Origin of the sequence: Amycolatopsis taiwanensis DSM 45107 (assembly GCF_000519205.1) — a bacterium.
Taxonomy (GTDB): Bacteria; Actinomycetota; Actinomycetes; order Mycobacteriales; family Pseudonocardiaceae; genus Amycolatopsis_E; species Amycolatopsis_E taiwanensis.
This window is the reverse complement of record NZ_JAFB01000029.1, coordinates 21,035-38,556: the sequence shown is the minus strand read 5'-3', so window position 1 is coordinate 38,556 and position 17,522 is coordinate 21,035. Positions and strand designations below refer to the sequence as shown.

17 protein-coding genes are annotated in these 17,522 nt (G+C 69.6%); 3 read left to right on the top strand and 14 right to left on the bottom strand.

Translation table 11 applies throughout. The annotated features are described in order from the left end of the window. Positions 1 to 130 precede the first annotated feature (130 nt). The 4 genes from A3CU_RS0122990 to A3CU_RS0122975 form a co-directional block, all read right to left on the bottom strand. Entirely contained in the window at positions 131 to 1,165 is a 1,035-nt protein-coding gene (locus A3CU_RS0122990; RefSeq protein WP_027944285.1) for a molybdenum cofactor biosynthesis protein MoaE, read from the bottom strand. A gap of 124 nt (positions 1,166 to 1,289) precedes the next feature. Then, positions 1,290 to 1,760, bottom strand: coding sequence for a cyclic pyranopterin monophosphate synthase MoaC (gene moaC / locus A3CU_RS0122985; RefSeq protein ID WP_027944284.1), 471 nt, complete (start codon positions 1,758 to 1,760; stop codon positions 1,290 to 1,292). A gap of 331 nt (positions 1,761 to 2,091) precedes the next feature. Further along, positions 2,092 to 3,486 carry an NAD-dependent malic enzyme gene (locus A3CU_RS0122980; protein WP_027944283.1) on the bottom strand — a complete coding sequence of 465 codons (1,395 nt, stop codon included), beginning with the start codon at positions 3,484 to 3,486 and terminating at the stop codon, positions 2,092 to 2,094. 12 nt (positions 3,487 to 3,498) lie between these two features. After that, the gene (locus A3CU_RS0122975) at positions 3,499 to 3,687 is read right to left on the bottom strand and encodes a hypothetical protein (protein WP_027944282.1); all 189 of its coding nucleotides are present in this window, start codon (positions 3,685 to 3,687) and stop codon (positions 3,499 to 3,501) included. 112 nt (positions 3,688 to 3,799) lie between these two features. On the opposite strand from A3CU_RS0122975, the gene A3CU_RS0122970 reads away from it, so the two are divergent. After that, the gene (locus tag A3CU_RS0122970; protein ID WP_027944281.1) at positions 3,800 to 6,028 is read left to right on the top strand and encodes a helicase-associated domain-containing protein; all 2,229 of its coding nucleotides are present in this window, start codon (positions 3,800 to 3,802) and stop codon (positions 6,026 to 6,028) included. Positions 6,029 to 6,122: 94 nt separating this feature from the next. Here A3CU_RS0122970 and A3CU_RS0122965 read toward each other — a convergent pair whose 3' ends face one another. The 8 genes from A3CU_RS0122965 to A3CU_RS0122930 all read right to left on the bottom strand — a co-directional run bounded on the left by A3CU_RS0122965 (position 6,123) and on the right by A3CU_RS0122930 (position 13,414). Further along, the gene (locus A3CU_RS0122965; RefSeq protein ID WP_169739677.1) at positions 6,123 to 6,707 is read right to left on the bottom strand and encodes a DUF3558 family protein; all 585 of its coding nucleotides are present in this window, start codon (positions 6,705 to 6,707) and stop codon (positions 6,123 to 6,125) included. Positions 6,708 to 6,730: 23 nt separating this feature from the next. Next, positions 6,731 to 7,210: a hypothetical protein gene (locus A3CU_RS46200; protein WP_156960510.1), complete on the bottom strand. Its 480-nt coding sequence runs from the start codon at positions 7,208 to 7,210 to the stop codon at positions 6,731 to 6,733. A 376-nt stretch (positions 7,211 to 7,586) separates the two neighbouring features. Next, positions 7,587 to 8,246 (bottom strand): DUF742 domain-containing protein, encoded by a 660-nt coding sequence (locus A3CU_RS53575; protein ID WP_027944279.1) that lies wholly within the window; start codon positions 8,244 to 8,246, stop codon positions 7,587 to 7,589. A gap of 6 nt (positions 8,247 to 8,252) precedes the next feature. Continuing rightward, entirely contained in the window at positions 8,253 to 8,675 is a 423-nt protein-coding gene (locus A3CU_RS0122950) for a roadblock/LC7 domain-containing protein (protein ID WP_027944278.1), read from the bottom strand. Positions 8,676 to 8,828: 153 nt separating this feature from the next. Further along, the gene (locus tag A3CU_RS0122945) at positions 8,829 to 9,437 is read right to left on the bottom strand and encodes a GTP-binding protein (RefSeq protein WP_027944277.1); all 609 of its coding nucleotides are present in this window, start codon (positions 9,435 to 9,437) and stop codon (positions 8,829 to 8,831) included. After that, complete coding sequence (locus A3CU_RS0122940) at positions 9,418 to 10,104, bottom strand: DUF742 domain-containing protein (protein WP_027944276.1); 687 nt, start codon at positions 10,102 to 10,104, stop codon at positions 9,418 to 9,420. Before A3CU_RS0122940 ends, A3CU_RS0122945 begins: the two co-directional genes overlap by 20 nt. A 25-nt stretch (positions 10,105 to 10,129) precedes the next feature. Then, entirely contained in the window at positions 10,130 to 10,582 is a 453-nt protein-coding gene (locus A3CU_RS0122935; protein ID WP_027944275.1) for a roadblock/LC7 domain-containing protein, read from the bottom strand. Positions 10,583 to 10,585: 3 nt separating this feature from the next. After that, on the bottom strand, positions 10,586 to 13,414 hold the full coding sequence (locus A3CU_RS0122930; protein WP_245617276.1) for a sensor histidine kinase: 2,829 nt from the start codon (positions 13,412 to 13,414) through the stop codon (positions 10,586 to 10,588). A gap of 339 nt (positions 13,415 to 13,753) precedes the next feature. Here A3CU_RS0122930 and A3CU_RS46190 point away from each other — a divergent pair, with 339 nt between their 5' ends. Further along, positions 13,754 to 14,623 (top strand): ABC transporter ATP-binding protein, encoded by an 870-nt coding sequence (locus A3CU_RS46190; protein ID WP_211246490.1) that lies wholly within the window; start codon positions 13,754 to 13,756, stop codon positions 14,621 to 14,623. Between the two features lie 8 nt (positions 14,624 to 14,631). Here A3CU_RS46190 and A3CU_RS46185 read toward each other — a convergent pair whose 3' ends face one another. Further along, positions 14,632 to 14,940 carry a DUF4190 domain-containing protein gene (locus A3CU_RS46185; RefSeq protein ID WP_052372009.1) on the bottom strand — a complete coding sequence of 103 codons (309 nt, stop codon included), beginning with the start codon at positions 14,938 to 14,940 and terminating at the stop codon, positions 14,632 to 14,634. A 136-nt stretch (positions 14,941 to 15,076) separates the two neighbouring features. On the opposite strand from A3CU_RS46185, the gene mdlC reads away from it, so the two are divergent. Beyond that, positions 15,077 to 16,642 (top strand): benzoylformate decarboxylase, encoded by a 1,566-nt coding sequence (gene mdlC / locus A3CU_RS0122915; protein WP_027944273.1) that lies wholly within the window; start codon positions 15,077 to 15,079, stop codon positions 16,640 to 16,642. Positions 16,643 to 16,897: 255 nt separating this feature from the next. Here the strand turns inward: mdlC and A3CU_RS49975 are convergent, their stop codons facing one another. Then, positions 16,898 to 17,482, bottom strand: coding sequence for a hypothetical protein (locus tag A3CU_RS49975; RefSeq protein ID WP_052372008.1), 585 nt, complete (start codon positions 17,480 to 17,482; stop codon positions 16,898 to 16,900). Positions 17,483 to 17,522: the final 40 nt, after the last annotated feature.

Sequence of the window (17,522 nt, the reverse complement as noted above, 5' to 3'; positions counted from 1 at the left end):
ACTCACGGTGTCCCCACTGCTTTCCCCCGGGCGGTGGGGACACCGTTGGAAAAAAGCAGCTTGAAACGCATGACCATGGGCGCGGTGGCTCAAACCACCGAGAAAGCGGTTGCAGCCCGACGAACAGCGCTCAGGGCGAGTTGACCCATTCGTCGGTGCCGTCGGCGAAATGCTGGTGCTTCCAGACCGGTAGCCGGGCCTTGACCTCGTCCACCAGCTCGGCACAGGTGGCGAACGCCTCGGCGCGATGATCCGCCGCCACCGCGCAGGCGAGCGCCACATCGCCGATCGCCAGCGCACCCAGGCGGTGGCTGACCGCCACGGCGCGCACCCCGGTGCGCCGGCCGGTGACCTCGGCGACCACCTGGGCGAGTACCTCCGAGGCCGTGGGATGCCCCTCGTAGAAGAGGTCCTGCACGGTCTTGCCGCCATCGTGGTCGCGCACCACTCCGCCGAAGGTCACGACCGCGCCCGCGGCCCGGTCCTCGACGAGCGCGGCGTGCGCTTCGACGGACAGCGGCTGATCGGTCACCTGCGCCAGCGCGATCCTGGCCGGGCCCACCGCCGGCACTTCCCCCACGCCGGCGAGCGCTGAAGCCGCGGACTCGGCGACGGTCGACGAAGCGGCCACGGATTCGGCGGCGGATTCGGCATCGTGTGCCGACGCGGCCGGCTCGGCAGCCGGCGGGCGCGGGTGGTCCTCACCAGCCAACTGGTCCACCGCATGCGCCAGCACCCCGTCCAGCACCCCCAGGCCGTCCCGCACCCCACCTCGCGACCCGGGCAGATTCACCACCAGGGTCCGGCCGGACACCCCGGCCAGTCCACGGGAAAGCACGGCCGTCGGCACCTTGGGCAACCCGGCCGTCCGGATCGCCTCGGCCAGGCCCGGCAGCTGGTGATCCAGGACCGCCGCCGTCTCGTCCGGAGTGCGGTCCGTCGGCGAGATCCCCGTGCCGCCGGTAGTGATGATGACGTCGACGTTGTCGTTCAGGCAGTCACGCAGCGCCTTGCCGACCGGCTCGCCGTCCGGCACGACCAGCGGTTCGCCTACGTCGAACGACCGCGCGGCCAGCCACTCCGCGATGATCGGGCCGGTCGTGTCGGCGTAGACGCCGGCCGCCGCACGATTCGAGGCGACGACCACGCGGGCGGTTCGTTTCATGAACGCTCCTGTGTCTTGCGGGACACCCGCACCCAGTCGGCCCCGGCGAGCAGGGCTTCGCCGGTCTCGCTCATCGGGCCTCCAGTATTTTGCGGGACACCCGCACCCGGTCGGCCCCGGCCGTTCAAGGTCGCACCCAGGTGCCGGTCTTCCCACCATCCTTGCGCGCCAAACGCACCTCGTCCAAGGTGGCGGCGGGGTCCACGGCCTTGATCATGTCGTGCAGGGTGAGCCCGGCGACGGCGACCGCGGTCAGCGCCTCCATCTCCACCCCGGTGCGATCGGTGGTGCGCGCGGTGGCCTCGATGCCCACTTCCGCCTCGCCCAGCGAGAACTCAACCTTCACGCTGGAGAGCGCGATCTGATGGCACAGCGGAATCAACTCCGGCACCCGCTTCGCACCCATGATCCCGGCGATCCGCGCGGTGGCGAGCGCGTCGCCCTTGGGCAGCCCGTTCGACGACAGCAGCCCGATCACCTCCGCGGTCGTCCGCACGACGCCGGTCGCCACGGCCGTCCGGTCCGTCGCCTGCTTTGCGGAAACATCGACCATGCGGGCAGCGCCGGTATGGTCGAGGTGGCTCAGTTCGGTCATGCCGTTCCTCCGCGGTTCACGCGCCACTGTGTCCGGTGGGGGCTTGCCCCCGCACTCCGGCCGGGGGCAAGCCCCCGGACTCCCTTGACCGTCTCGACGCGACGCTCCTTACCAGCATGCCTCACCCGCTCCGGCCGGGCGCACACTCAGCGGCCCGGACGAGGCGGTGTTTCAAAGTGCGCGCGATCGGATTTGGGTAGCCAGACCGTGACTCCCGCGTGGCCCTTGCTTTCCGAGGTTGGCGGCCTGCCTCCCCAAATCCGGGGCCTCCGGCGCGCGCGCCCGTGGTCACCTCGGGCGGAAACACGGACTTTGACACACGCTCTAGGCCTCACGCCTGCGCGGTGGACCGGCGGACCGCGGCCTTGATCGCCTCGGCCACCGCCGGGGCGACCGCCGAGTCGAACACGCTCGGCACGATGAACGACGCGTTCAGCCGGTCGTCCACCACGTCCGCGATCGCGTTCGCGGCGGCGATGAGCATCTCGTCGTCGATCTCGGTCGCCTGTGCGTCCAGCAGGCCCCGGAACACCCCGGGGAAGGCGAGCACGTTGTTGATCTGGTTCGGGTAGTCGCTGCGCCCGGTGGCCACCACGGCGGCGTGCCGCTGCGCCTCCAGCGGGTCGATCTCCGGATCCGGGTTGGCCAGCGCGAACACCACCGGGTCCTTGGCCATGGTCGCGACCTGCTCGGCACCGAACAGGTTCGGCGCCGACACGCCGATGAACACATCCGCACCGACCAGCGCATCGTGCAGGGTGCCGGACAGGTTTTCCCTGTTGGTGTTCTCCGCCAGCCAGCGCAGGTTGTCATCCAGATTGGACCGTCCGTTGTGGACGATCCCGTCGATGTCGGCGGCGATCACGTCGCCCGGCTTCTTGTGCAGCAGCAGGCGGATGATCGCCGAACCGGCGGCGCCGGCCCCGCTCACCACGATCTTGCAGTCCTCGATCTTCTTGTCGACCACGCGCAGTGCGTTACGCAGTGCGGCCAGTACGACGATCGCGGTGCCGTGCTGGTCGTCGTGGAAGACCGGGATGTCCAGTTGCTCGCGCAGCCGCGCCTCGATCTCGAAACAGCGGGGCGCGGCGATGTCCTCCAGGTTGATCCCGGCGTAGACCGGCGCGAGCGCCTTGACGATCCGGATGATCTCCTCGGTGTCCTGCGTGTCCAGGCACACCGGCCAGGCGTCGACGTCGGCGAACTTCTTGAACAGGGCCGCCTTGCCCTCCATCACCGGCAGCGCGGCGGCCGGGCCGATGTTGCCCAGCCCCAGCACGGCCGAGCCGTCGGTCACGACGGCGACCGTGTTGCGTTTGATCGTCAGCCGGCGGGCGTCGGCCGGGTTGGCGGCGATGGCCTGACAGACGCGGGCCACGCCGGGGGTGTAGGCACGGGAGAGGTCGTCACGGTTTTTCAGCTGTACCTTCGGCGCGATCGAGATCTTGCCGCCCAGGTGCATCAGGAACGTACGGTCGGAGACCTTGCGGACCCGCACACCGGGAAGCGCGTCGAGCGCCTTCGTGATGTCCTCGACGTGATCCGCGTTGGAGACGTTCGCGGTGATGTCCACCACGATCGCGTCGGCGTGCGATTCAACCACGTCGAAGGCGGTGAGCACGCCGCCGACATTGCCGACGGCGGTGGTCAGGTCGCCCGCGGCACTGGCCGACGGGGGCGCCTCGACGCGGACGGTGATCGAATAGCCAGGGCCGGGAACCGGCACTTCGTCACCCCTTTACTTGTTGATCTCGGTCTCGGGGTGCACGTAGGGCACTGATTCGAGGGGGAAGGTCACGTCCCCGAACGGGGAAAGCGCGCCCTGCCGATCCGCGGCCAGCTCGCTCACCGGATGCGCACCGTCCCCGGCCTCCGGCCAGGTCGGGTCGACTCCCGCCTTCTTCTTGTTGTTGTGACCCTTTGCCACAGCGTCCTCCGTCTCCTGCTCGGGATGCCCGCACCCCAGCCGGTGCCTACGTCGCACAAGTCTGCCTCAACCCGCTGAGAAGCTCGTGGCCAGGGAGGTATTCTCACCTGTGATGCCCGCGACCTCCCTGGCGGACTGGCTGCGCTCGAAGTCCGACGACGAGCTGGCCGCGTTGCTGGCGGCCCGGCGCGACCTGGCCACCCCACCACCCGCCACCAGCATGGTGCTGGCCACCCGGGCGGGCAGCGCCGGTTCGACGGCTCGCGCGCTCGAAGACCTCGACACCTTCACGCTGGCCGTGTTGGACGCGCTGCTGCTCACCGACGCCGACACCGAAGCGGTGCCCGCGGACGCGGTCGCGGCGCTGCTCGGGGCCGATCCGGCACCCGCGCTGGACCGGCTGCGGGCCCGGGCGATCGCCTGGGGAGACGACGACGCGCTCCGGGTGGTGCCGGTGGTGCGGGACCTCCTCGGCCCGTTCCCCGCCGGTCTGGGCGCCTCGGTGCCCGAACTCGCCGGCGCCGATCTCGAATCGATCGGCGAGGACGAGCGTGCCGTGCTGCACACCCTGGCGGCGGGCCCGCCCATCGGCCGGACGCGAGACGCGAACAGCACGATGACGCTGGCGGAGGCGACCACCCCGATCCAGCGGTTGCTGGCGCGCGGGCTGCTGGTCCGGCGCGACGAGGGGACCGTGGAACTGCCGCGCGAGCTGGGCATCGCGTTGCGGGGCGGGCGGTCCTGCTCACCCGGTGCGCTGGCCGAACCCGAACTGCCCACCACCCCACCTCAACCCTCCACAGTGGACACCGCGGGTGCCGGCGAGGCGATGGAGTTCCTGCGCCAGACCGAGGCCCTGCTCGCCCTGTGGTCCGCGGAACCGCCGCCGGTCCTCAAGGCCGGCGGGCTCGGTGTCCGGGAACTGCGCAGGCTGGCCCGTGAACTCGAAGTCGACGACAGGCGCGCGGCGCTGCTCGTCGAGCTCGCCGCCGGCGCGGGCCTGGTCGCCGACAGCCAGACGACCACCCCCGAATGGGTGCCCACCACCCTGACCGACTCGTGGCTGGCCTCGGCGCCGGGGCAGCGCTGGCTCACCATCGCCCAAGCCTGGCTCGACCTGCCGCGGCTACCCGGGCTGGCCGGGCAGCGGGACGCCAAGGACCGAGTGATGGCGCCGCTGTCCGAAGAGCTGCGCCGCCCGCTGGCGCCGGTCGCCCGGCGGCGGGTGCTGGACGCGCTCGCCGACCTCCCGCCCGGCGTGGGGATCCGCGACACCGAGGACCTGGTCGCGGTGCTGGCCTGGCGCGCCCCGCGCCGCGGCGGCCGGCTGCGGGACGAAACCGTGCGCCAGACGATCGCCGAGGCGGCAGTGCTCGGGGTGACCGCACTGGGCGCCGTGACCACCGCGACGAGGGCGCTGCTCGCGGACGACCGCGGCGGGGCACTCGCCTCGATGGTGGACGCCATGCCGAAGCCCATCGACCACATCCTGGTTCAGGCGGACCTGACGGTGATCGCGCCCGGCCCGATGGAGCCGGAGCTCGCCACGGACGTCAAGGCCGTGGCGGACCTGGAGTCCGCGGGGCACGCCACGGTCTACCGCGTCACCGAGGATTCCGTGCGCCGCGCCCTCGACGCGGGGCGCACCGCGGACGAGCTGCACGAGCTGTTCCGCACCCGCTCGGCGACCGGCGTGCCGCAGTCGCTGAGCTACCTGATCGACGACGTGGCCCGGCGGCACGGCCGGTTGCGGGGCGGGGCGGCCGCGTCGTTCCTGCGCTGTGACGACGAGGTCCTGCTGGCCGAGGTGCTGGGCGGCCCGGTGGCGGCCGAATACGAACTGCGCCGGATCGCCCCCACCGTGGCGGTGAGCCCGCTGCCGCTGGCCGAGGTCCTGGACGGGCTGCGCGCCGCCGGTTTCGCCCCCGCCGCCGAAGGTCCGGACGGACGGGTGCTCGACCTGCGGCCGAGCGGGCGGCGCATCCCGGCCAGGGCACGCGCCACGCGGCGGGCGGCGACCGAGCCACCGGTCGATCCGGAGCAGGTGACCGCGGTGCTCGCGCACCTGCGCGCCGGGGACCGGGCGGCCACCAGCCGCAAGGGCGCGGAGGTCCGGTTACCCGGTGGCGGCGGTGGTTCGGACACCGCGGCGACCATGGCGCTGCTGGCCAGGGCGAGCCGGGAACAGCGCGAGGTGTGGATCGGTTACGTCGACTCGCACGGCACCGCCACCCAGCGCGTGATCACGCCCGCGCACGTCGGCGGCGGCGTCCTGATGAGCACCGACGACCAGCGCTACCCCTTGCACCGCATTACCTCGGCCGCGCTCGTCGAAGACTAGAGACTGTTTGAAGGGCGAACGCCCCGACCCGTGAGGGCGAGATTGCTTACGAGGTCGAGTTATCCCTGACGAGCGTGCTCGTTGTCGGGCTGGGTCACGACGTTGGCAGCCTCGGCTCGACGAAATCGTCGATCTTGCTCGCGATGTCGCACATCTCGTCGGTGGTGCCGCGCACAGTTGTGGCGTTGATGTCGACCCGGCCTGAACCAACGGCGACGGCTGCGAAGCAGGAATACTTAGCACCATTGTTCTTGAGTATTACTGCCTTACGGCCTGCGGTCGACATCGTATCCGTGCGCTGCGCGCCCTCCTTGACAACGACATCCTTGAGCCCTTGCGCGGGACGTACCGTGATGCTGAACGTCACCCCGCCCGTGCCTTCCACGTTGGTCGCCTGTTTGCTCCACTGACAGGCACTCGTTCCAGTGCCACCCATTTCGCCTTGATCAAGATGGGGCTCGGTGCCAGGCACGACCTGTTGCGCTTCGACGTCGGTGAGGAGGGTGCAGGCGTTGAGTCCGGTCAGGCCGTTCGTGGCGCCGGACGACGGAGACGAACTCACACTTGATGCAGCAGTTCGACCACTTGTCGGTGTTGCCTGACCTGTCTTGCTGCTGGTGCAGGCGGCGGCCGCCAATGCGGCGGCAACTATGACTGTGGTGAGGGCTGCGGTACGCACCGTGTCCTCCGCGTCGGGGTCTGTTACTTGAGCTTCCGAACAGTAGCGTGCTCGTTGTCTTCGTATGCCTGCTTGGCCTTGTTAAGGGCTTGTCGGACCTCGTCGAAGACCGTACGAAGCTGCTCAACCACCGCATCGGCGGACTGACCTCCCCCAGTTCCGCCTTTCTGGACGTGTGCAGCGACAGTCTTCGCGTATGCGCTGCTCCCCAGCTCCGGCGCCTGAGCCACCCTCCCCACGTTATCGGTCAGCTGCGCTATATGGCGATCACACTGGTTCAGCGCGTTGATCAGGATGTCGAAGCCCTCCGGCGTGATCCGGACCTGTCCGGACGCTGCCGCGTTCTTGAGGCCCTCGGCGGCTTGCTTGGCCTGGGTAATCGCCTGGTCGCTGATGCCAGCGGAGACGGCGTCGGCTGCCGCCGTGAGCCAGCCGGGCGCTGCACCTACCACTGCACCGACCGCTGCACCTGCCGTACCGGAGGTTGAGGTGTCGAATGCCATGACTTCCCCTCCGACTGTTGTGTTGGGTTTGAAGGTAGCAGCGGCGGGACGCGACTGTGCGCAGTTCACCGTGATTGAGCGCGGTCTCGGCCACGTTTTGCGCGCCCATCAAACACCAACTAAAAGGCCATCGGCCATGTGGAGCTGCAGAGTTACGTCGAGAACCGGGCTCAGCGCCGGGCAGGTCGGTAAAATGTCTACCGGCTACCACAAGATGCCCAGCACGTTCACCGGCAATTGCCACGACGCTGAACGGCGCGGTGAACAAGTCGCAGAGCGCGTAGGAGGACGACGCGGCGGATTCTGCGCGCGGTTTCTTCACCAGCCTGCGGAAGTGGTCGGACGGCAACGCGCAGAACGCGCGGCTGGCGAAGGATCACATCGAGCGCAGGCCCTTGAGGACACGGGCCATGAACTCGCGGGAAGACCGATCGCCGAAGCTCAGGCCGGGCTGGTGGATCATCACGAGCCCGAGGCTGTCCATGTCGCTGACCAGCACCTTCACCACGTTCAACGGCAGCGTCAGATAGGCCGCGATCTCCGCGATCGACCGGGTCGCCACACAGCACAGGTCGCAGATCCGCCGGTGCTGCGCGGAAACCGCGCCCTCGTACCGGCGCCCCTGGGCACTGGTGGAAACCAGCGCTTCCAGCGCGAGCTCGTAGTCGGGGCGGGTGCGACCGCGGGTGCGTGCGTAGGGCCGCATCAACATGCGACGCCGGCCCGTGCCGGAGGCGGCGGCCGGTGCGGCGTGCCGGGACGCCGCCGATCCCGCCGGAGCGACCGATCCCGTGCCGAACACCGGGCGCGGCGGCACCGGCTCGGCGGGCGGCACGTCCGGAGGCATCGGGGTGCTCGCCTGCCTCGCCGGGCCGTACCGGCCCGGCCCGGGCATGCGCACCGGCAGCATCACCGCCGAGGAGTTCAGCACGAACTTCGACGGCGAATCGATGCCCTCACGATCCATTCCCTGGTGCAGGGCTTCCCACGGGTCCACCGACGCGCTGTCGGGCCCCATTGACGACTTGTCCCTCATCGATCGTTACCTACGTACCCCGCCCTGGAGCTGGCTTCGCAGCTCCGGCGTCATCTGCTGCCCGACCCGGTCCACCAGCATGGTCATCTCGTAGGCCACGGTGCCGATGTCGGAGTGCGGTGAGGCCAGCACCGCGAGGCTGGAGCCGTCGCTGATCGACATCAGGAACAGGTAGCCCTTCTCCATCTCGACCACGGTCTGGTTCACCGCGCCCGCCTCGAAACAGCGCGCCGCCCCCTGAGTCAGGCTGATCAGCCCGGACGCCACGGCGGACAACTGGTCCGCCCGGTCCTTCGGCAGCCCCTCGGAGCTGGCGAGAAGCAGCCCGTCCGCGGACACCACCACGGCGTGGGCCGCCCCAGGCACTCTGCGGACGAAATCGGTGATCAGCCAGCCGAAGCTGCCCGACGAGTATGCCGGCGCCGTCACTGTCCCCTCCTCGCCGATCGGATCGTCGTCCCGGTCGCTGCCAGGGTATTCCCAACGGCGGCGTTGTCGACCCACTGTGCTTGGTGATGTGTCCCATTCACCCCAACGGCCGTACTGTTTTCCAACGGACGCACGGGGGTCGAGCTGCCTCGATCAACCGGGCTGGAGCGCGGTATCGCGCGAGATGGCGTGTTGCACCACGGAGATCAGGACCTGCTTGGCCGACTCGCGCTCCCGCGCATCGCAGGCGATGATCGGGACCGAGTCCGAGATGGTCAGCGCGTCCCGGACGTCGTCGATCTGGTGGTGCAGCAGCCGGTCGAAGCAGTTGATCGCCACGATGTAGGGCAGGCTCCGGTTCTCGAAGAAGTCGATCGAGGGAAACGCGTCCGACAACCGGCGCGTGTCGACCAGCACCACCGCGCCGATGGCGCCCAGCGCCAGGTCGTCCCACATGAACCAGAACCGATGCTGGCCCGGCGTGCCGAAGACGTACAGCACCAGGTCGTCGTCGAGCGAGATCCGGCCGAAGTCCATGGCCACCGTGGTGGTCGCCTTGTTCGGGGTGGCGGAAATGTCGTCGACCGAGACGCTCGCCTCGGTCATCTGCGCCTCCGTGGTGAGCGGGTCGATTTCCGAGACCGCGGTGACGAGCGTCGTCTTGCCTGCGCCGAAGCCGCCCGCCACCACGATCTTTGCCGACTGGGTCGGACCGCTGGCCGCCGACGTGTTCGCGTCGGAGTCAAATTCTCCGAAGCCCACTGAGCACCCTCTCCATGAATTCGATACTGGGTCGGTCGCCGACCACGGAGGTCGCGGAGTGCACCAGCACGAGACCGAGACCGGCCACGTCCCCGATGAGCACCCGCACCACCCCGAGTGGCAACCGAAGATACGCGGCCACTTCTGCCACCGAGCGCGTGTCCAGGCACAGGCTGCAGATCGACCGGTGCTCGGGAACCCGCACGCGGCCGATGGCACGGCCGCGCTCGCTGGTGGACACCAACGCCTCGATGGCGAGTTCCCGACTCGGCCTGGTCCGCCCGCCGGTCCGGAAGTACGGCCGGACCAGCCCGGAGGACTCGGCCGGCACCGGCGGCGGCGCCTGGGCCGGCACCGGTCTGACGCTGGGCATGCTCGGGTGGCTGGGCGGCCCCGCGTTGTCCCCGAACAGTTCCGACGCGGGCCCGGACAGCAGCCGGTCGCCGAAGTCGGTCACGCGGTAGTCGCCGGGGCCGGACTGCCCGACCGGACGGGCCGGGTGCTCCTCGTGCGTCACCTGCTCTCGTCGCGACCGCCATTCCCGGTCCACCCGCTCCCGGAAAGTGGTCCATTCCTCGTCGGCCAGCGGGTTTCGCCGCCCCTGCGCACCGGGGGAGTTCAGCCCCGCCCCGTCCCCATCCACGTGCGTCGGATGTCCCGCGTCCACTTGGCGTTCCTCCGTGCCAGGCGCGCTACTCGCGCGCCGCCCCCTGTAACTGGGCCCGCAGTTCCGGCGTCAACTGCTGGCCGACTCGTTCCACGAGCAGTGTCATCTCGTACACGACGAGACCGATGTCACTGTCCGGTGCACCCAGCACCGCGAGGCACGAGCCGTCGGAAACCGACATCAGGAACAGAAACCCGTTGGCCATCTCGACCACGGTCTGCGCCACCGGTCCACCGTCGAACACCTTCGAGGCGCCCTTGGCCAGGCTCGTCAGCCCCGAGGCGACGGCCGCCAACTGATCCGCACGGTCCTTGGGCAACCCACTGGACGAGGCCAGCAGCAGCCCATCCGCGGAAACCACCACGGCATGTGCGGCACCGGGCACCCGGTGCACGAAATCCGTGATGAGCCAAGCGAAACCGTTCTGCGCGGAAGTGGGCTTCTTGCTCCCCGACTGCGCCGCACCCGCCCGTGTCACTCGTCACTCCTTACTGCGGCCTGACGGTGAAGAGGATTCCCCACCGTTGACCGTAACCCCGTTGTCTGCCTTGCCTTCACGCACCGCGTGCCGGCCAGAGGTGAAACCACGCTGGAAACTCACCATGCGGTCACGTGCCGCCGTGGCCGAACGCGCGATGGCACTGCGCCCCGGTTGCCCCGTCGTCCGGTCGACGAACGAGTCCGGCTCGCCGCTGGAGATCGAGCCGGGCACGAGGTAGGCGTTCGGCACGCGCTTGGGCAGTCCGGCCGTGGTGATCACCTCCGGCTTCGAGTCCAGCAACGCCTGCGCGGCCCGCCAGCCCGCGTCCGCCGCGCTGCTCCAGTCGTCCTTTCCGGGCGCGCCGGCCGTCGCCGCCACTTCGGGTTCCGGCTCGCTTTCCGCAGCGGCTTCCGGTTCCGGCGTGACGTCGGCGGTCTCCTGGGCCATCGCGGTGGCCTCGGGCTCGATGCCGTCGGCGGCTCCCTGCGACTCCGTGAGGTCGGCCTCGATCGCGTTTTCGGCTTCCGCGGCGAACCAGCGGGAAACGACCGACTGGTAGATCGGCAGGCGCCGGGTCGGGGCGTCGTCCTCGGCCAGCGCGGACAGGGTGGACAGCTCGGCCGGCTCCGGGGCGGCGGGTTGCTCAGGCGCCAACGCGGGTTCCCGCTTCGGGAGCTCGGGCGCGCTGAAGGTGCCGGCCCCGTTGGCGGTGCCATTGGCCGTGTGCGGTGCGCTCGAGGACGACCTGCCCTGGCTCAGGTACGCGGCCTTCGACGAGCCGGCGACCAGATCGTCCAAAGTCATCGGCTGCGCGAGCGGCTGAAGCCCCCCGGCCGCGGACCGCTCGGCCGTCGAGGGCGGACGCGGGCGCTGCGCGGGAACCTCCGGCATGGGCTCCGGTTCACCGTCGGCGGCGGACGGCCAGGAGATCTCCGCGGCGGAGGGCGGGGGCGGCGGGGCCGGTTCGGACACCGGGCCCAGCAACTCGGCGGGCACCACGATCCGGGCGATCACGCCACCCTCGATGTCCTCGTTCTCCCGCAGCCGTACCTCGATGCCGTGCCGGCGGGCCAGCCGCGCGACCACGTACAGACCCATCCGGCGGGTCACCGAGACGTCCAGATCCGGCGGCTCGGCCAGCCGCTGGTTCGCCTCGGCGATCTTCTCCTCGCTCATGCCCACACCGCGGTCGGTGATCTGGACGGCCAGCGCGTGCCGCCTGGTCACCACCGCGCGCACGCTCACCTTGGTCTCCGGCTCGGAGAAATACGTCGCGTTGTCGAGCAGTTCGGCGAGCAGGTGCACCAGGTCGTGCACGGTGAGCCCGCGGACCGCGACATCCGGGATGACGCCCACTTCGACCCGCGCGTACTGCTCGATTTCCGAGACCGCCGCGCCGATCACGTCGGCCGCGGACACCGGCTTCGGCACCGACTTGGCCAGCCCCGCACCGGAGAGCACCAGCAGGCTTTCGCCGTTGCGGCGCAACCGGGTCGCGAGGTGGTCCAGTTCGAACAGGCTCGCGAGGTGGTCCGGGTCCTGCTCGTCGGCCTCCAGGCGGTCGATCACGCCGAGCTGGCGCTCGACCAGCCGCTGCGAGCGCCGGGACAGGTTGACGAAGATGCCGTTGACGTTCTCCCGCAACAGAGCCTGCTCGGCGGCCATCTTGATGGCCTGCTCGTGCACCACGTCGAAGGACCGGGCCACCTCGCCGATCTCCTCGCGAGTGGTGACCGGCACCGGCTCGACGGCGCTCTTCGACGCGGCGACCGGATCGGGGTCCTGCAGGATCTTGTGCACCGCTTCGGGCAGCTGTGTGTGTGCGATGTGCAGCGCGCTACGCCGCAGCACTCGCAGCGGCTTGAGCAGCATCTGCGCCACCAGGGCGCTCAGCAGCAGCGCGACGGCCAGCGCTCCCAGCACGATGAAGATGTCACGCCATGCCGCGGCGGAGGCTTGGTCGGCCAGCTCGTTGGACCGGGTACGAAGCTCGCCGAGCAGGTTCGTCTCGACCGAACGCAGCTTCTCCAGGTTGACGGCGCTGTTGGCGACGAGCTCGGCCTGGCTGATGTTCGGCGCCGAGCCGGCGGCGGCGTGCGCCAGTGCCGTGGCGGCCAGCCGGGCCCGTCCGTCCACCTCGGTACCGCTCACCGTGTCCGTGAAACTCTGGAGTTCGCCGGGGGTGGCGTAGGACCGGAACAGATCCAGCGCCGCAACCGTCTGGTACTGGGCTGCCCTGATGTCGTCGAGCAGGACGTTGGAGAACGAATTACGCAGCGCGGCGATCTCCAGCGCGGCGTCCTCGCCGACCATGGCCTCCTTGGCCTCGCTGATCGCCTGCAGGATGGTGCCCTGGCGCATCAGCTCGTGGTCGGGCACCGACGAGGTCACTTCCCGGCCCAGCTGGACCAGCGAATGGAGGATCGAGCTGTAGGCGGTGAACGCGGCCAGCTCGGGATAGGGTGGCGTGTTCACCGACGCCCGCAGCGCCGTCAACGCGTCCAGACCTTGCAGGCCCTGCTCGTAACGCTGGGCGCTGTCGGGGTTCTCGCCCTCGAACCGCGACGTTTCGGCGCGCAGCGCGTCCACCGCCCGGTCCACCTGCGCCATCTGGTTGGTCAGGGCGCCCTGAACCCGTGGATCATTCGGGTTGATGATCTTGGCGATGGCCTCGGTACGTTCGCCCTGCAGTAGCTGCACCACGTCGGTCACCTTGCTGGCGAGGTCGACCTGGGTGGCGGTCTGCTTGAACTGGTTGGCCCGGCTGAGTTCGTCGGATACCCGCAGGCCGCCGAGAATCAGCGCGGTCAGTGTCGGAATCGCCAACACCAATCCCAGTTTTGAACGAAGCTTCCAGTTTCGTAAGCTCAGCCTGGAGCTCGTGGATGAAGTGCCCGTTACGCTCGAGGTGTCATCGTTCGGCACCGTTGTACCCACCGTCGTTCCCCGCCAGCATTCGGCTTACCTGGTTTGCCGGTGCAGAGGGTAGCGAAGAGGCAGTGAAGATGTAACCCTTCCTGGGTAAAGCCGTCAATAAGCCACCCCGGGAAACGTCCTGACCTGAGCAAATACCCAGGCGCCGACCAGGAGAGAATACTGACGGTGAACCTTTGATCAACAAAGTACGTCACTTTGGTTCGATCCAGCAGGAGGCGAGAAGTGCCGACCATGCTCGAAGTCAGTGGGCTCGACCACCGCTTCGGCGACCATCAAGCCGTTCGTGAAGTGTCGTTCACGGTCGAAACCGGGCAGCTGGCGTGCCTGGTCGGCCCGTCGGGATGCGGCAAGTCGACCCTGCTGCGCTGCATCGCCGGGCTGATCGCCCCGAGCGCGGGCACGGTGCGCCTGCACGGCGACGCGGTGACCGGCGTGCCCGCGGACCTCGCCGTGGTTTTCCAGGATTACAGCCGGTCGCTGTTCCCCTGGTTGTCCGTGGCGGGCAACGTCGAGTTCCCGTTGCGATCGGCCGGGCTGTCCCGCGACGAACGCCGCGGGCGGGCGCAGGAGGCACTCGACTGGGTCGGGCTCGGCGACGTCGGGCGGAAGTTCCCGTGGCAGCTTTCGGGCGGGATGCAGCAGCGCGTGTCGATCGCCCGGGCGCTGGCCAGCCGGCCGGCCCTGCTGCTGATGGACGAGCCGTTCGCCTCGGTCGACGCGCAGACCCGGTTCGAGCTGGAGGATCTGCTGCGCCGCGTGCAGCGGGACCAGCAGAGCACGATTTTGCTGGTCACCCATGACATCGACGAGAGCGTCTATCTGGGCGACCGCGTGCTGGTGCTGTCCCCCTCGCCGGCGTCGATCGTCGCCGACCTGACGATCGACCTGCCCGCCGACCGCGACCAGATCACCACCCGCGAGTCGGCCCGGTTCGTCGCGCTGCGTGGCGAAATCGCGCGCCTGCTGCGGAGTCCCGCGCAAGGCGCGGCCGAACAGGATCTCTCCGAACGCGAACTGGCCGAACAAGACCTGGCCTCCTCCCTCGCCACCTCAGCGGATGCGGCTGGGCGACCCACCAGCGTTACCGACGGTCGTCGGTAGGCGATGGATCACCGGCCCGACAGCGAATAACTGAGGACCGCGATCCAGAGCAGTTCGAACAGGACGGCGAGGATGCCACAGACCAGGCCCGCCACGGCCATACCGCGGCCGCTTCCGTTCTTCGTGTTGGCGGTGTTGAGACCGACCCCGGACAAGATCACCGCGACCACCCCGAGGATGAACCCGATCTGAAACAGGTACCACCCGAACACGAGGCCGACGATGCCGGTGACCATGCCCCCGATCACGATCCGTTTGGTGACCTGCGGCTGGTAGGGGCCCTGAGGCAGGTGCGGCTGATAAGGCGGTTGCGGCATCGGAACGAGCGCCCTTCTCAACGGAGGTGGACCTTGAGCCGGCCACCCTTGATCGTGTTACGTAGCGGAGTCGAGTTTTCCGAACAGTGGCGACGTTTTGCTGGAACTGCCAAAAGAAGAACGATCGGAGGCTGGCATGACGACGGTGCGGGACGCGGTACGGGCGCTGATGCGGCAGTGGGGCCTGACCACGGTGTTCGGCAATCCCGGTAGTACCGAACTGGGCTTCCTCGCCGACTGGCCGGACGATTTCCGGTACGTGCTCGGCCTGCAGGAGTCGTCCGTGGTCGCGATGGCCGACGCGTTCGCCCAGCTGACTTCGAACGCGGCGATGGTGAATCTCCATTCCTCCGGCGGGACCGGGCACGGACTGGGCAGCGTCGTCACCGCCTTCCACAACCGGGCGCCGCTGGTCGTGCTCGCCGGCCAGCAATCGCGGTCGCTGCTGCCCCATGATCCGTTCCTGGGCGTGCTCGACCCGACCGAGTTGCCCCGCCCCTACGTCAAATGGAGCTACCAGCCCGCCCGGGCCGTGGACGTGCCCGCCGCGTTCGCACGCGCGTACCACCTCGCCGTCCAGCCGCCGAGCGGCCCGGTCTTCCTGTTCGTTCCCGCCGACGACTGGGAACAGCCCGCCGAGGTCCCGCCGGCCGCGCCGCGGGTCGCACCGTTCGCCGCCGATGCCGGCGCGCTGGCCAAGGTGGCGGCCGCCCTGGACGCCAGCGCCCGGCCCGCGCTGGTGGTCGGCGCGGCGGTGGACGCCGACCACGCCGTGTCCGAAGTCGTCGAGCTGGCGGAGAAAGCGCTTACCGCGGTGTGGGCCGCACCGTTCGCCGCCCGCAGCTCGTTTCCGGAGAACCACCCGCTGTTCGCCGGTTTCCTGCCCCCGAACCGCTCGGGCGTGGCCGCCGCGCTCGCGGGCCACGACTGTGTCGTGGTACTGGGCGCCCCCGCCTTCACCTACCACGTCACCTCCCCCGAGGACGGCCCCGCGTTCCCGCCGCTGCATGTGCTCAGCGACGACCCCCAGGTCCTGGCCAGGGCACCGCAGGCCGCAGGCGTGCTCGCACCGGCGAAGAGCGCCGCCGAAACCTTGACCAGACTCCTCGGCCGGACTTCTCGCCCGGCCCCGGAACCACGAACCCCGCCGCCCGCTGCCGGGCCGCCGGGAACCGGCGAACCACTGTCGGCGGCGTTCGTCTACCGGACGCTCGACGACCTGCTCCCGGAGAACGCGCTCGTCGTCGAAGAGGCTCCCACGCACCGGCCCGACCTGCAGGCGCAGCTGCCGATCGTGCCACCACGCGGGTTTCTCACGATGGCGAGCGGGGTCCTCGGCTACGGGCTCCCGGCGGCGGTGGGCGCCGCGCTCGCCCAGCCCACCCGCCCGGTGGTCGCTGTCCTCGGCGACGGCTCGAGCATGTACGGCATCCAGGCGCTGTGGACGGCCGCACGCCAGCAGACGGCCGTCGTCTTCGTGATCCTCGACAACGGGGGATACGGCGCCGTACGCAAGCATTCCGTGCGCAGCGGAGCCGGCAAGGTGCCCGGCATCGAACTCGGTGGTCTCGACTTCACGGCTCTCGCCCGGGGCATGGGCTGCGACGCTCAGCGTGTGGAAACGGCGGAGGAGCTCCGCTCGGCCTTGACCGCCGCACTGGCCTCCCCGGCGCCAACGCTCCTGCACGTCCCAGTGAGCTAGCTCTGACCGGCCGAGCCGCACGGCGTGCTGATACCCGTGTGCGCTTAGGCGACGCAGACGCTTCTTGCCGTAAACCTGGCCACGCTGTGTGACCGATGTCTTGAGCGACCTGCGGTTCGCGGATGACGCACAGTAGCCGTTGGTACGCGGCTGTCGACTCGGGGTATAGTTTGTTGCGAAGCTGGCCGGTCCGCGGACACGGCTGGAAGTGAGCCGGGGAACGTGCCCGATGGAATCGGGACCCCCGGCTTCGCGCTATCCGGGATCCACGATCGTCACGTCGACGACGTGGGCATCGCTGATGATCTTCCATGGGCCGCGGTCATCATGGTGATGGGCGGCCACGTACGCTGAGGCCAGCCAGTCTGCTGGCCAAAGCAGCGGCAACGACTTCGGCCCGTGGTCGATGCGGAGCGCGGCCGTGATCTGCCGAGACTGCCGGAGCCGGTCGCAGGTCCGGCGGTCATGCCGGTCGCCACCGGACCGGCTCTCAATGACGACCCGGTGCGCGTGCTCGACGTGTTCGAGCCGAGGGAGCAACTCGCACAGCAGCGCGCGGCGGGCAGCCTCCTGTCCGGTGTTGCTCGTGCTCGTGGTGAGCAGGATCGCGCCATACAGCGACGCGTTGGCGATGGCCTCGGCGATGAGGAGCCGGCGGCCTGGCCGTTCCGTGCGAAAGTGCAGCGGCTCGTCGGGGTCGAGCTGCAACGCGGCGAGCGCGTCGACGAGCTTCGGTTGCTCCGCTGGTGAACTGAGCACCGCGGCGAGGACGTACAGCCGACGGCCGTCGGCGAGCCGGGCGCCGGCCTCGTCAATGTACGCGGTGATCTGATCGCTCATCCCGTGAACAGTAGCGAGCCGATTACGTTGAGGAGTTGGT